The sequence below is a fragment of the Streptomyces sp. NPDC058637 genome, from assembly GCF_042717325.1.
Classification (GTDB): Bacteria; Actinomycetota; Actinomycetes; order Streptomycetales; family Streptomycetaceae; genus Streptomyces.
In genome coordinates, this window is the sequence record NZ_JBHXRD010000003.1 from 172,965 (window position 1) to 186,370 (window position 13,406).

11 protein-coding genes and 3 pseudogenes are annotated in these 13,406 nt (G+C 73.9%); 8 read left to right on the forward strand and 6 right to left on the reverse strand.

Annotated features, from left to right (window positions below; genetic code table 11):
* Nucleotides 1–121: 121 nt before the first annotated feature.
* Nucleotides 122–1,696, reverse strand: coding sequence for an amidohydrolase (locus tag ACFWVP_RS04470; RefSeq protein ID WP_384493490.1), 1,575 nt, complete (start codon nt 1,694–1,696; stop codon nt 122–124).
* 274 nt (nt 1,697–1,970) lie between these two features.
* Between ACFWVP_RS04470 and ACFWVP_RS04475 the strand changes: the two are divergent.
* The 3 genes and pseudogenes from ACFWVP_RS04475 to ACFWVP_RS04485 all read left to right on the forward strand — a co-directional run.
* Nucleotides 1,971–2,123: pseudogene (locus tag ACFWVP_RS04475) on the forward strand (methionyl-tRNA formyltransferase); the annotation flags it as partial.
* A gap of 109 nt (nt 2,124–2,232) precedes the next feature.
* Nucleotides 2,233–2,835: a MarR family winged helix-turn-helix transcriptional regulator gene (locus ACFWVP_RS04480; protein WP_384493492.1), complete on the forward strand. Its 603-nt coding sequence runs from the start codon at nt 2,233–2,235 to the stop codon at nt 2,833–2,835.
* 103 nt (nt 2,836–2,938) lie between these two features.
* Nucleotides 2,939–3,251 (forward strand): annotated as a pseudogene (locus tag ACFWVP_RS04485) (DUF6191 domain-containing protein).
* Between the two features lie 40 nt (nt 3,252–3,291).
* On the opposite strand, the gene ACFWVP_RS04490 reads toward ACFWVP_RS04485, so the two are convergent.
* Nucleotides 3,292–4,440, reverse strand: coding sequence for a winged helix DNA-binding domain-containing protein (locus ACFWVP_RS04490; protein ID WP_384493494.1), 1,149 nt, complete (start codon nt 4,438–4,440; stop codon nt 3,292–3,294).
* 165 nt (nt 4,441–4,605) lie between these two features.
* Between ACFWVP_RS04490 and ACFWVP_RS04495 the strand changes: the two genes are divergently transcribed.
* Nucleotides 4,606–4,857 (forward strand): hypothetical protein, encoded by a 252-nt coding sequence (locus tag ACFWVP_RS04495; RefSeq protein ID WP_384493495.1) that lies wholly within the window; start codon nt 4,606–4,608, stop codon nt 4,855–4,857.
* A 46-nt stretch (nt 4,858–4,903) separates the two neighbouring features.
* Here ACFWVP_RS04495 and ACFWVP_RS04500 read toward each other — a convergent pair whose 3' ends face one another.
* From ACFWVP_RS04500 to ACFWVP_RS04510, 3 genes and pseudogenes are all read right to left on the reverse strand, one after another.
* A complete protein-coding gene (locus tag ACFWVP_RS04500) occupies nt 4,904–5,992 on the reverse strand; it encodes a polyprenyl synthetase family protein (RefSeq protein WP_384493497.1) in 1,089 nt (362 codons plus the stop codon).
* Nucleotides 5,989–7,101: a tetratricopeptide repeat protein gene (locus tag ACFWVP_RS04505; RefSeq protein WP_384493498.1), complete on the reverse strand. Its 1,113-nt coding sequence runs from the start codon at nt 7,099–7,101 to the stop codon at nt 5,989–5,991. Before ACFWVP_RS04505 ends, ACFWVP_RS04500 begins: the two co-directional genes overlap by 4 nt.
* A gap of 133 nt (nt 7,102–7,234) precedes the next feature.
* Nucleotides 7,235–7,710: pseudogene (locus ACFWVP_RS04510) on the reverse strand (TerD family protein).
* Nucleotides 7,711–7,778: 68 nt separating this feature from the next.
* On the opposite strand from ACFWVP_RS04510, the gene ACFWVP_RS04515 reads away from it, so the two are divergent.
* The 4 genes from ACFWVP_RS04515 to ACFWVP_RS04530 all read left to right on the forward strand — a co-directional run bounded on the left by ACFWVP_RS04515 (nt 7,779) and on the right by ACFWVP_RS04530 (nt 11,678).
* Complete coding sequence (locus ACFWVP_RS04515) at nt 7,779–8,183, forward strand: BlaI/MecI/CopY family transcriptional regulator (RefSeq protein WP_384493499.1); 405 nt, start codon at nt 7,779–7,781, stop codon at nt 8,181–8,183.
* A 5-nt stretch (nt 8,184–8,188) separates the two neighbouring features.
* On the forward strand, nt 8,189–9,118 hold the full coding sequence (locus ACFWVP_RS04520; RefSeq protein WP_384493501.1) for a M56 family metallopeptidase: 930 nt from the start codon (nt 8,189–8,191) through the stop codon (nt 9,116–9,118).
* A gap of 215 nt (nt 9,119–9,333) precedes the next feature.
* Nucleotides 9,334–10,662 carry a hemolysin family protein gene (locus ACFWVP_RS04525; RefSeq protein ID WP_384493503.1) on the forward strand — a complete coding sequence of 443 codons (1,329 nt, stop codon included), beginning with the start codon at nt 9,334–9,336 and terminating at the stop codon, nt 10,660–10,662.
* The gene (locus ACFWVP_RS04530; RefSeq protein WP_384493504.1) at nt 10,659–11,678 is read left to right on the forward strand and encodes a hemolysin family protein; all 1,020 of its coding nucleotides are present in this window, start codon (nt 10,659–10,661) and stop codon (nt 11,676–11,678) included. Before ACFWVP_RS04525 ends, ACFWVP_RS04530 begins: the two co-directional genes overlap by 4 nt.
* A 301-nt stretch (nt 11,679–11,979) precedes the next feature.
* On the opposite strand, the gene ACFWVP_RS04535 is transcribed toward ACFWVP_RS04530, so the two are convergent.
* Entirely contained in the window at nt 11,980–13,341 is a 1,362-nt protein-coding gene (locus ACFWVP_RS04535) for a S1 family peptidase (protein ID WP_384493506.1), read from the reverse strand.
* Between the last annotated feature and the right edge of the window lie 65 nt (nt 13,342–13,406).

The window sequence follows — 13,406 nt, forward strand, 5'->3', positions numbered from 1 at the left end:
GGCCACCCGCCCCTTCGCTGCGCGGGGCTGTACGCCGCCCAGCCCGTCGCCGCGCAGGGCTTCACACCGCACTCGCCTGTTCGCGCGGGACTTCACGCCGCCCAGCCCGTGTCCGTCGTACTCACGCCGGTTCCTTCGCCGTCTCCCTGCCGTCGACGAAGGTCGTGACCACCTCGATGTCGCCGATGCGTGAGGGGGCGACGCGCCGCGGGTCGTCGCCCAGCACGACGAGGTCGGCGCGCTTGCCGGGTGCGAGGCTTCCCGCGGTGTCGTCCCAGTGGCAGGCGAAGGCTCCGCCGACGGTGTAGGCGCGCAGCGCCTCGTCGACCGTGATGCCCTCGTCGGGGCCGATCCGCAGACCTGACTCGGAGGACCGCTCGACCATGAACTGGACGGCCCGCAGCGGCGATCCGTCCGTGACGGGCCGGTCGGAGCTGCCCACCAGGGTGACGCCGTGGTCGAGGAAACCCCTGCCCCGGTACAGCCACGGCGCCCGGTCCGGTCCCATGATGCGGGCGTAGTCGTCCCCGAAGAAGCGCAGGAAGTTCGGCTGGATCACGGCGATCGCGCCCAGGCGCGCGAGGCGCGGCAGCTGGTCGGGCCGGATCAGCCCGGCGTGTTCGACTCGGTGCCTGGCGTCCGGGCGCGGCCGTAGGCGCTGGGCCCGTTCCAGGGCGTCCAGCGCGAGGTCGGCGGCGCGGTCCCCGATGGCGTGGACGGCGAGCTGCCAGCCGGCCAGATGGCCGTCCACGATGGTGTCCATGAGGGCCTGCGGGTCACCCTGCAACTCCCCGGCGTGGTCCAGGCCCTCGTACGGGGTGCTCAGCGCGGCCGTCCGGGCCATCATGCCGCCGTCGGTCCAGATCTTGAGCGCGCCGACCGAGAGCCGGTCGTCACCGAAGCCGGTGCGCAGGCCCAGGTCCAGGCCCCGGGGTATCCCGTCGTCGGCGTGTCCGGCGACCGGACGCAGGGTGTCGGCGGAGACCATGAGCTGCACCCGCAGGGGCAGTCGCCCCTGCTCGCGGGTGAGCTGATACGCCGCCAGCTCAAGCGGGCTGTGGCCGAACATGGTGCCGCCGATGCCCGCTTCGGCGCAGGCCGTCACCCCTTCCGCCAGGCAGGTCCGGGCGGCGGCCGCCACGGCGTCCGCGAGCTCGGCCTGGGAGTAGGGCAGCCGGAGCTTGCGGGCGGCGCCCATGGCGCCCTCCGCGAGGTAGCCCTCGGTGTGCGGGACGTCGGCGGGCAGCAGGTCCAGCACGGCGCTGTTGACCACGCAGGCGTGTCCCGAGTCGTGCGTCATGAACACCTTGCGGCCGTCGCTGACCCGGTCCAGTTCGGCGGCGGTCAGATGGCGCCCCAGCCCTCGCTGGTCGTATCCGCAGACGGACACCCAGGAGCCGGGCGGCTGCCGGGCGGCGGCCTCGGCCACGACGGCGAGCACGTCGTCGACGCGCTCGCACGGGGCCACGCTCGGGGTCCTGGCACGCAACCCGGTCCAGGCCAGGTGCACATGGCTGTCGATGAAGCCCGGCAGCACCGTCGCACCCTGGAGGTCGATCACCTCACGGGCCGGGAGCGAGGTCACCGCCGCGTCCAGGCCCACGATCCGGCCGCGCCAGACGCCCAGGTCGTGGGCGACGGGGTGGTCGGGGTGCATGGTGATGAAGTGGCCGTTCGTCAGCCTCGTACAGAGCATGGGGAGTTCCGTTTCCCTAGGGGGTCGTCGAAACGGTGCGGTCCTCCGGCGGGGTCGGAGCCCGTTGCCGGCAGGGCATGCCTGCCGATCGACGCCCGGTGGAACTCAGGGAACGCTAACTTCGTCTCGCAGGCCTGTCGACCTGGCAAAACGGACAAGGGGGAGTCCGCGGCCATGAACACCACGCACATCAGCGGGCGTTGCATACTTAGGTAAGGCTTGCTTTACTTACTACTGTTCATCATCGTTTCGAGGAGTAACCCGAACCCGAATCCTCACCGCCACCGTCTCCGAAGCCCGCTACGGCGGCACCCCCGGCCGCATCTTCTACCGCGAGAACAACGGCATCGTCATCGGACACGACGCCCGCACCGGCAACAACCACGGCCTCGCCCTCACACGAGTCCGCACCCACACCGGCCAATAACTCCCCGCCACCGAATACTTCACCACCATGGGCGGACACCTCACCCCACAGCCCTGACTTGTCCGAACCCGTCGTACGTCTCCGGCCATCGCCACCGTTAGGAAGAACCATGGAACCGCCGGCCTCCCCGGGGGCGACCGACTGGCCGCGGATATTCCGGGCACTCGCCGACGGCGGTCCGGACGTCGAGATGTCAGCGAGGGGGCTCCGCCCCGCCGTGCCGAGCGCGGAGGTCGCCGGCCCGCCGCCCACGGGCACGACACCCCCGGGCGTGCTGAACCTCAACGCGTACCTCATGTACACGACGGGGAGGGCCGCGCGCCGAGGACTCACCGAGGCGCTGGCGCCCCACGGGCTGCGCCTGTGGCACCTGACCGTGCTGACCATGCTGGCCGATATCGGCCCCCGGTCCAAGGGGGATCTGGCGTTCCGGCTGGACATGAACCCGAGCGACCTGGCGAGGACGGTCCGGGACCTGGACGAGGCCGGCCATGTGGCGTGCACCCGTGACCCCGCGGACCGTCGCCGCATCGAGGTCGCGCTGACACCGGCGGGCAGTTCCGTCCTGTCGCGCCTCAACGATGAAGTCGCCTCGATCGACGAAGACCTTCTGGCTCCCCTGGACGAGGCGGAACGCGCACAGTTCGCCGCCTTGCTGCGGCGCGTCCACGGGCGCCTCGGCCCGGCCGGGGACGGCACCCCCGGCCGCTGACCGGACTCCGACGAGAAGCGGTGGGCGGTGGGCCTCGCCGGGAGTGAAGCCCCGTCCTTCCGAGGCCGGACGCCACGGGCGCTCCGCGCCGCGTACTGGGCGGGTGACATTCGCCGTCTTCGTGCCCCTGCCCGGGCTGGTCCTCCTGCTGACCGCGCCGGCCTTCGTCGATCAGCTGCGGTTGAGTGGCGGACGGGCGGGCGTCCTCCCGTGGCGCAACGCCGCCCGCCAGGGCCGGATTTCGGCCACGGGGTTCGAGCAGTTGCACGCGAGCTTCTCCCCGGGAAGCAGAACGAGCTCAAGGAACGGCAGTCGGCCCCGCTGATGCGGGACGACGAGGAGGACGGGCGCCGCCGAACCGGACCACCGTGGACCTCGACGGCGGCACCACGGTCGTCCGGATCACGCGGCGCTGAACACCCCGCCGCTCCCGGGCGGGCTGCCCCCGGTACGTGCTCAGCCGCGGGGGATTATGCGGGTCTCCGCGGCCGGCATCCCCTTGTCCCACCAGTGGTCGTAGCGGCCGTAGACGCCCGGGTCGCGGGGTGCGAGGAACGTCACGAGGGCTCGCGCCTCCGCCGCCAGCCCTTCCCAGACATGATCCGGGAGAGGGTGGAAGGCCGTGGCCTCGATTCCGCCGTCGCGGGGGCGCCAGACGCCGGCGACGTAGCCGTCGACCAGCAGGGTGGGCAGGACGTCGCCGTTGACGCGGATCACGAGCTTGCGGTAGGCGGGCGGGATGACGCGGCCGCGGTCGGAGTAGGCCAGCAGGACGCTGTCCCACATCGCCATCAGCCGGGGCGGTGCGGGAGTGTCCCCGGCAGGGCGGGGAGCGCCGGGGATGTCGTACAGCGCGGTGCCGTCGGGGCCTTCCAGCTGGTCGAGTTCACCGGCGAGCGCGCGCACCGCCGCGCGTATCCGGGGTCGCTGGACCAGGGCGAACTGGGCCATGTCCGCCACCGACGCCGGACCGAATCCCTCCAGATAGCGGCGGACCAGTGTGCGCAGTCCCTCGGCGGCGACCTCCGGATCCGCCGGCCTCGGCCGTAGGCCCGCAGCGATGTACGACGGCCGGTTGCCGTACGACCACGGCCCGCCCGTGCCGGCGTGCCACAGCGGCACGTACTGGCGCAGCATCCGCTGCGCCCCGGAGTCCATCGGGGCGCCCAGCCGCTCCTCGATCCGGGCGCCGAACTCGGCTGCGGTGCGCGGGCGGTCGGCGTACGCGAGCAGGTCCTCGACCAGCGCCCCGGTGTCGTCCGGGGTCGTCCCGGACGACCTGTACCGCGCGTCGCCGAGCCTGGAGCCGCGCAGCACCGGTTCCATCGCCTCGCGGAAGCGGGGGTAGTCCTCGGCGTGGACCGCGTGCAGGGTGAGCCGCATGAGCGTCGCCTTGACCGTGCGGTGCCCGGCCACCGCCGCGTCGAGGCGGGCCGGGTCGAAACCGCGCAGTCTGTTCCACAGGGCGATGTAGGGCGAGGCGGGCTGCTGTGCCTGCAGGGCGACCACGCGTCGTACCGCGTCCTCGACGTCGAGTTCCTCGCGGTGGAGCAGCAACTGCCGGGCGAGCGTGGCGCGGTTGAGCGCCTGTGCGGTGATGTCCATCCGCGCATTCTTCCCTGTCGGAGCAGCCTCGTGGCGGGCGTCACGGCCCGTCACCGAAACGCCCGGTGTGACGCCCGCCCTGTTTGTGAGCACCGCGTTTCGGTCACGACGGAGACGAACTGCCGCGCCGGCGAGCCGGCCTCGACCTCCGTGCCGTGGGCGAAGGTGGCGGGGAGAGCGGAACCGAACGCGTCCGGCAGCCCGTCCCCCGACGACTTCACCGCGGACGGCCCCTCCGGCGGGCACTTCGGTGTCGCGCACCTCGACGGTGTGCACCCGAGCCTGGTCACCAGGGTCGGCGCCGAGCGCGGTTGCCGTCCGGAGGCCTCCACCAGCGGCCACTTCGCGTTCCGCACCGTCACCAGTCACTTCCGGATCAGTGACTTCTCGGTCTGGCGCCCGCCGGGCCGCGGCTGACGGCGGTCGGCGGGCGGCCGCGCCCCGGCGCCGCCGCCCGCCGCTGTCACATGTTCCGGTGGAGCAGGTGGTCGAGCAGTCCCTCGATCTCCCGCACCGTGTGCGGGGCGAGCGCGACGCCGGTCAGGCAGGCGTGGGCGGCGTCGAGGTGGCGGTGGGCCTCGGCGAGGGTGGCCGCCCGGCCGCCGGCCGCTTCGGCGAGCGTGGCGGCACGGAGTGCCGCGGACTCGTCGAGCGGGAGCGGGGAGGCGAGCAGCGCCGCCAGTTCGCGGGCGGGCCGCCCCTCCGAGGCGAGGGCGGCGATGACGGGGTAGGTCTTCCTCCGCTGCCGCAGGTCTGCGTGGACGGGCTTCCCTGTCCGTGCGGGGTCGCCCCAGATGCCGAGCAGGTCGTCGACGGCCTGGAAGGCGACGCCGAGGTGACGGCCCGCCCGGTCCAGTGCGGTGACCGTGTCCGCCGACGCCCCGCCGAGCAGGGCTCCGAGTCCGACGGCACAGCCGAGGAGCGCGCCCGTCTTGTCCTCGGCCATGGCCCGGTAGGCGTCGGGCCGGACCGCGCCGGGTCCCGTCCAGGGCCGGTCCGCGAAGAGCAGGTCCTCGGCCTGGCCCCGGACCAGCCGGGTCAGCGTCGCGGACAGCTGCCGTACGGCGGCTCCGCCGAGTGCCCCGGGCGTCTCGGAGAGGGTCTGCAGGGAGATCGCGAGCAGCGCGTCGCCGGCGAGGACGGCGGGCCCGGTGCCGTACGCCTTCCACACCGTCTCCCGGTGCCTCCGTGTCTCGTCGCCGTCCATGATGTCGTCGTGCAGGAGCGAGAAGACGTGGACGAGTTCGACGGCGACCGCCGCGGGAACCGCTGTCTCCCCCGACGCCCCGACGGCTTCGGCGCCCAGGACGGCGAGGGCCTGACGTACGCCCTTGCCCTGGGAGGCGCCGGGGTCGGGGGCGCCGCCCGTGCCGCACCAGCCGAGCGCGAAGGCCGCCATCCCGCCGGGCCACGGATGGAGCCGCCCGACGGCGTCCACGAGCGCGGGGCGCACCAGGGCGCGGCAGCGGGCGAGGGTGAGGGGCGTGGCGGTGGTGGGCGCGGAGCCGGTTCCCGCCGGGGTTGCCTGCGTGGGGGAGGTCGTGAAGCTCATCGCGGTGTGCCTTCGAGTACGGGTCGTGGCGCTTCGGGCACCTCCCCCACCCCCAGCTCGGCCGCCGCGCGGTCGATCATGTCCCGGGCGTGCCGCAGGCCGAGCCGTTCCAGGGCGCGCCGCAGTCCGGCGAGTTCGGCGACCGTCTCGGCCCGGTCGCGTCCCAGCCGGGCGAGCGTCTTGGTGAGCCCGAGGCGGGCGAGCGCGGTTCCGCGCGACTCGTCCATCTCGACGAACTCGGCCAGGGCCTGTGCGTAGTTCTCACGGGCCTCCGCGTACCGTCCGGCACGGTAGAGCACGTTGCCGCGCATCTTGTGGTTGTAGGCGAGGGCGCTGGACAACTCCATCTCGCGGCAGATGTGTTCGGCCTCGGAGAGCAGGTCGAGGGCACGGTCCACTCCCCCGTCCCGTACGGACACCACGTCGGCGATGCCGCGCAGGGCCCAGGCCCGGCCCCGCCGGTCGTCGGCCCGGCCCGCCGTCTCGGCGGCCTCCTCGAAGAGGGCGAGGGCCGTGTCGTACGAGCCCGTGTTCCGGTGCATCTGGGCTATGCCCTCCAGCGCCCACACCGTGTGCCGTGCCTCGCCGCGGCGGCGGGCCTCGGCGAGGAGCTGTTCGTGCAGTTCGCCGACGGCCTTGTAGTCCCCCTGGATGCGCCCGGTCTCGGCGAGACCGGCGAGCGAGTAGCCCCGTACGACCACGTCGCCGCCGCGTTCCCCCAGCTCGGCCGCCAGTCGCAGGAGCCGGTAGGCGAGCGGCAGCGCGCCGCGCTGGCGTGCGAGCGTGCCGCCGCTCCACAGGGCCCAGGCCCTGGCCCCCACGTTCTGCGCGGACCGCGCGGCGCGGTAGCTGGCCCGCCACGCCCGCTCGGCCTCCTCGTTGCGCCCGAGCCGTCGGCAGGCCTCCGCGACGGCGAGCCCGCAGCGGGCCGCCTCCGAGCGGTCGCCGGCCTCCTCCGCCGCACGCAGCTCCTCCCTCCCTCGGGCCAGCACGTCGGTGAGCGACGCGTTGACCGAGAGGGAGCCGAGGGCCCCCTGGTATTCGGGGGCGAACGCCTTGTCCCGCCGCGTGTCCCCCTGGACCGTTTCCTGCTGTGCCATCTGTGCCATGAGCCCCGCCGTCGTGCCGTCTTCGGTCGTCCTGGTCGAACACGACGGTATGAGGAGGCGGGGCCTGCGCGAATCCCTCTCCGTATGTGTCCGTGGGTCATCCCCAAGGGCTACGACAGGGGTACGGAATTCGTCAGTCGGACGTACGGGGGACGACGCCTCCTCGGAGGCCGACGCCGAAGTCGGCCGCGATGCCGGAGAGTCCGGAGGCGTATCCCTGGCCGACGGCACGGAATTCCCACTCCTCGCCGTGCCGGTACAGCTCGCCGAAGACCAAGGCGGTCTCGGTCGCCGCGTCCTCGCTCAGGTCGTAGCGGGCCGGCTCGGCGCCGCCCGTCTGGTCAACGACGCGGATGAAGGCGTTGCGGACCTGCCCGAAGCTCTGTCCGCGGTTGTCGGCGTCGTGGACGGAGACCGGGAGGACGATCCTCGCCACGTCGGCGGGGACGACGAAGTGCCGGTCGGAGATCATCTTGCCGCCGCCGTCCACCAGCAGCGCGCCGGCGTCGAGGCCGTGGTCGGTTCCGGTGGTGCTGCGCGCGTCCCAGCCGGGCCGACGAGCACCGCGGTCAGCCCGGGAGCCTCCTTGCGGCCCCGCACCGTCCTCACCGGAAGTCAGTACGATGAACCGCTCGCCCCCGCACGCGGGGCGGCACCACGACAGGGAGGGGACGCACATGACGGATCAGGGCGAGGGCGGTCCGGACGAGCACCCCCGTCGGCGCGGCCAGGGCGAACTGGAAGCGGAGGTGCTGACCACGCTCTGCCGGGCCCAGGGGCCCGCCACGGCGGCCTGGGTGCAGGAACGGCTGGGCGGCGGGGTCGCGTACACCACGGTGATGACGATCCTCACGCGCCTGCGGGCCAAGGGTGCTGTGGACCGGCAGCGCGAGGGCCGGTCCTTCCGGTGGACGCCGCGCTCGGACGAGGCCGGCCTCGCGGCGCTGCGCATGCGGCGCGTCCTGGACGGCGAGAGCAACCGGGAGGCCGTCCTGACCAGCTTCCTGACGACCCTGACACCCGGCGACGAACAGCTGCTGCGCGACCTCCTGGCCGAGGCGGACGACGAGCCGGAACTGTAGGGGTCATGGGCGTCTTCGTCTTCCTGCCGCTGGTGCTGCCCCTGACCGCCTGGCCCGTGGCCCGGCTGGCGGCCCACCACCTGCACCCGCGCACCGCGACCCGGTTGCTGTCGGCGGTCGCGGCGGTGCTGGCGATATGCAGCACCCTGTGCCTGGCGCTGCTCGTGGTGGTCGGCACGGCCCAGCTGCCGGGGAACCCGCTGCCCGACGCGTGGTCGGACCCGGAGGTCCGCGAGGCCGTCCCGTACGACGAGGTCGCGGGCAAGGCGGCCATTCCCGCCCTGGTCGCCGTACTCACGACGTGCGTGGCCGCGGCGTGGCGGCACCACCGGGTGCGGCGCGGCGCCGAGCGTGCCCTGACGGGGCTCCCCGACACACCTGTGGCGGTCCTGCCGGACGAGGTGCCGTACGCCTACGCGCTGCCCGGCTCCCGGGGGCGCGTCGTGGTGTCGACGTCTTTGCTGAGGTGTCTGGACTCCTCGGAGCGCCGGGCGCTGTTCGCCCATGAGCGGGCGCATCTGGCCTGCTTCCACCACCGGTTCCTGCTCACCGTGCAGCTGGCCGCGCGGGCCAATCCGTTCCTCAGGCCGCTGCGCACCGCGGTGGCGTACACCGCGGAGCGGTGGGCGGACGAGGACGCCGCCGCGGCGGTCGGCAGCCGGCGGGTGGTGGCCCGCGCGATCGGCAGGGCCGCGCTCGTCTCCCGTGGTGCGCCCGGGGTGACGCTCGCCGGGCTGGCGGCCCCGGGGCCGGTCCCCCGGCGGGTCGCGGCGCTGCTCGGGCCCGCTCCGGCCGCCCGCGCCTGGCCGCCGGTCTTCACCGCGGTCGGCCTGGCCTCCTGGGCGGCTGCGGTCGGCACCACGGTCTCCGCCCTGTCCTCGGCCAACGCGGCGGTCACCCTGTTCTTCGTCCTGAAGACCGCCACGCCCTTGTGACACCCGGGCCACGGCACCCGTGGAGTGCGCCGCCGGCCGGCCCGCGAGGTCTGCCGGGGCCGGGAACCAACGACATCCTTCTTGCGTTTTCTACACACCTGTAGAAGCTTCACCGACCCAAGAAGGAGCAGCAAACCCGCAATGGGTGAACCTGCCGGTACCGGCCGACCCCTGTCCTGCCCGCAGTCCTTGAACCAGGTGGCGGGGGTGACACGGTGACGGAAGTGCTCCTGCTGCTCCTCGCCCTCGTCCTCACCCTGGCGTGCGCGGTGTTCGTCGCGGCCGAGTTCTCTCTGACCACGATCGACCGCGGTGAGCTGGAGCGCGCCGCCGCGGCGGGCGAGCGCGGTGCCGCGAGCGCGCTGGGCGCCGCCAAGCGGCTGACCTTCCAGCTCTCCGGCGCCCAGCTGGGCATCACCGTCACCTCGCTGGTCATCGGCATGCTCGCCGAGCCCTCGCTGGCCGCGCTGCTGCGCGGACCGCTCGGGGCCTCGGGCCTTCCGGACGGGGCGGTGTCCACCGTCGCGACCGTGCTCGGCGTGACCCTCGCCACGGTGGTGCTGATGGTCGCCGGTGAGCTCGTGCCGAAGAACTGGGCGATCTCCAGCCCGCTCGCCGTGGCCAAGGTGGTGGCGGGCCCGCAGCGCGGTTTCACCGCCGCGTTCGCCCCGCTGATCCGGCACCTGAACAACACCGCGAACAGGATCGTCCGGCGCTTCGGGCTGGAACCGCAGGAGGAGCTGGCCTCGGCCCGCAGCCCCCAGGAGCTGGTCGCGCTCGCACGCCACTCCGCACGCGAGGGCGCCATCGAGCAGGACGCGGCCGAGCTGTTCGTCCGTACGCTGCACCTCGGCGAGCTGACCGCGGAGAACGTCATGACACCACGCGTGGACGTGCTGGCCCTGGAGGCCCACGCCACCGCCACCGATGCCGCGAACCTCACCCTGGCCACCGGCCTGTCCCGCTTCCCGGTCTACCGCGGCAGCCTGGACGAGGTCATCGGCACGGTTCACATCCGCGACGTCCTCGCGCTCGACGAGGACAGGCGGGCCCGCACACCCGTGACCGATCTGGCCACGGAGCCGCTGCTGGTGCCCGACTCCCTGCCCGTGGACCGTCTCCTCCAGCAGCTGAGGAAGCACCGGACCATGGCCGTGGTGATCGACGAGTACGGCGGCACCGCCGGGGTCGCCACCGTCGAGGACATCGTGGAGGAGGTCGTCGGCGAGGTCCGCGACGAACACGACCCGCACGAACGGCCCGACCTGGTGCTGCTGGACCTGTCGCCCGACGGACGCGCGGTGTGGGAGGCGGACGGCAGCGTCCGGCTGGACCAGCTGGAGGAGATCGGGCTGACGGCCCCCGACGGCCCGTACGAGACGCTGGCCGGGCTCGTCGCCGCCCGCCTCGAACGCATCCCGCTGCTGACGGACCGGATCGAGTTCGACGGCTGGCAGTTCGCCATCCTCCATGTCGAGCACCACCGTGCCGACCGGGTCCGCGTCACCGCGCCCCTCGCCCGGAACGCGGAGGAAGTCCGATGACGACGGTCCAGCTGCTGATCGGCGCGCTGACACTCCTGACCAACGCCTTCTTCGTCGGGGCCGAGTTCGCCCTCATCTCCGTACGGCGCAGCCAGATCGAGCCGGCCGCACTGAAGGGGAACCTGCGGGCCAGGTCCACCCTGTGGGGCCTGCAGCACCTCTCCGCCGCGATGGCCACCGCCCAGCTCGGCATCACCATCTCCTCGCTGGTGCTGGGTGCGGTCGCCGAGCCCGCGATCGCGCACCTCCTGGAGCCCCCGTTCCACTCGATGGGTGTGCCGGAGGCGCTGATCCACCCGATCGCGTTCGTGATCGCGCTGACGGCGGCGACGTATCTGCACATGCTCGTCGGCGAGATGGTCCCCAAGAACATCGCGCTCGCCGCCCCGGCGCCGACCGCGCTGCTGCTGGGCCCGCCGCTGGTGGCGCTCACGCGTGGGATGCGGCCGGTCATCTTCGGCATCAACGCGTTCGCCAACGCCATCCTCCGCCTGCTGAAGGTGGAGCCGAAGGACGAGGTCGCCTCCGTCTTCACGGACGACGAACTCGCCCGCCTGGTCAAGGACTCCAGCGAGGCCGGCCTCCTGGACCCGGCCGACGGCGAGCGCCTCCGCGACGCGCTGGAGCTGGGTACCCGCCCGGCGGGCGAGGTGATGGTGCCGCTCGCCAGGACGGTCACCGTCGGCGACGACATCACCCCGAGGCGGCTGGAGCGCGCCGCCGCGGCCAGCGGCTTCTCGCGCCTGCCGGTGATCGGTCCGGGCGGCGAGGTGCTGGGCTATCTGCACATCAAGGACGCCCTCGGGGTGGCCGAGCGCGACGAGGCCTATCCGCCCGGCGCGCTGCACCCGATGATCCGGGTCGAGATCGACACGCCCCTGGACGACACCATGACCGCCATGCGGGCCGGCGGCACCCATCTGGCCGCCGTGACCGGCGACCGGGGCACGGTGATCGGATTCGTCACCATGGAAGACGTCCTGGGCGAGCTGGTCGGCCCCGCGTCGGCGGCCTGACAGCAGGCCTCCGGGGCGGGCGCGAAGTCCGTTGCCGTCGAACCGTGTTCAGGAAGCTCGCTGGTCGTCAACCGGCCGGCGGGCAGCGTGCCGGTCGTCGATCCGCGCGCGGGGACCGTGCCCACCGCCTCGTACCCCAACCACGTCGAGGTGGCCGACGGCGCCGCGTACGTCGTCGACAAGTCCGCTCCGGACCGGCCGGCGAGGACGGGCTCACGCGGATACGTCTGGGGGTCCGAGGCACGGCTCCGGCCTTCGTCGGTGGTCAGGTGTACCGGCGGCGGTAACTCCGCCTCCGGGCCTACCGGATCGCTGCGGCGGCCACCGGTAGGAGGAGGCTCGTGGCGAGCACCAGCGGTCCGGGGGCCAGGAGGCGGAGGCCGGGAACCGCGCCGGCCGGGGGTCCGGGCGTCCCCGGTGCGGCGGCTCCCGCCGCGGACGGCTGCGGGACGGTGCCCAGGTCGCCCCCGGCGACGGCGGCGGCCGTGGTCAGCCGCACGCCGAGGGCCGCCATGGCCGTGGTCACGGGCTGGAAGTACGTCGTTCCGCCGGCCGTGCAGTCGCCGCTGCCGCCGGACGTCACACCGAGGGCCAGCCCCCGCGCGAACAACGGGCCGCCGCTGTCCCCGGGTTCGGCGCACACCGTCGTCTCGATCAGGCCGGTGACCGTGCCCTCCGGGTAGTTCACCGTCGCGTCCAGCGCGGTCACCCGGCCGGTGCGCGTCCCGGTGGTGCTGCCGCTGCGGAACACCTGGAGGCCGACGACCGGGTCGGCCGCCGCTCCGATCCGTACCTCCCGGCCGCCGCCGATCCCCACGACGCCCCGCGCACCGGACGGGTCGCCGCTCCCGTACGCGACGAGGGAGAAGTCGTCCCCGGGGAAGCTGCCGGCCGTCGTGGTGCCGACGGGCCGGGTGCCCGTCGCGTCCTCGAACCATGTGGTTCCGGGTGGACCGCAGTGACCGGCCGTCAGCACGAAGTCCTGTCGGCCGTCGGTCACGTTGAAGCCGGCGGAACAGCGGCCCGCGCGGGCGAAGATGGGGTCCGCGCCGCTGAGCCTGGTGGAGAGGGAGCCGGGGGTCCGCCGCATGTGCACGAAGCCGCCGGTCTCCTCGGCGAGGCCGGACAGCCGTGCCCAGTCGGCCGCGGACACGGTGCTGTCGGCGCGCACGACGACCCGGTTGGACGCGTAGTCCACGGCCCAGGCCGTTCCGGGCACCCGAGGTGTTCCGCCCAGCGCCTCTGTGGCGGAGCGGAGGCGGCGCAGGCTGTGGCGGACGACCTGGGCGCGGGCACCCGCCCTTTCGGCCTCCGCCGCGGCCCCCTCGTCGGTCACGGCCACGACCGTGCGGCCGTCGGGGCCGATCCAGCTGCCCGCCGTACGCGAGGGGCCTAGCCGGGAGACCAGACGCGCACCGAGGCCGGGGGCCGGCGCACCGCCACCCCCGCCGGCCACCGGGGCCGAGGAGCCGTTCGCGCGCACGTTCACCGTGGCGGCCCCCGCCGCGTTCGCCGTGGCGGCCCCGGGGACGTCGGCCGGGGCGGCCCCGGGGACGTGCGCCGCGGCGCGGTCCGTCGCGCCCGTCGCCGTCGGCCAGGCGCAGAGCAGCCCGCCGACGGCCGCCAGCCGCGCGATCCGCCGCAGGCCGTGCCGTCCGCGCATCGTCCGCCGCCCCCTCGCACCCGCCCTGACACGGCGTCACCGACGCCGGGGACCGTGGAGACCGG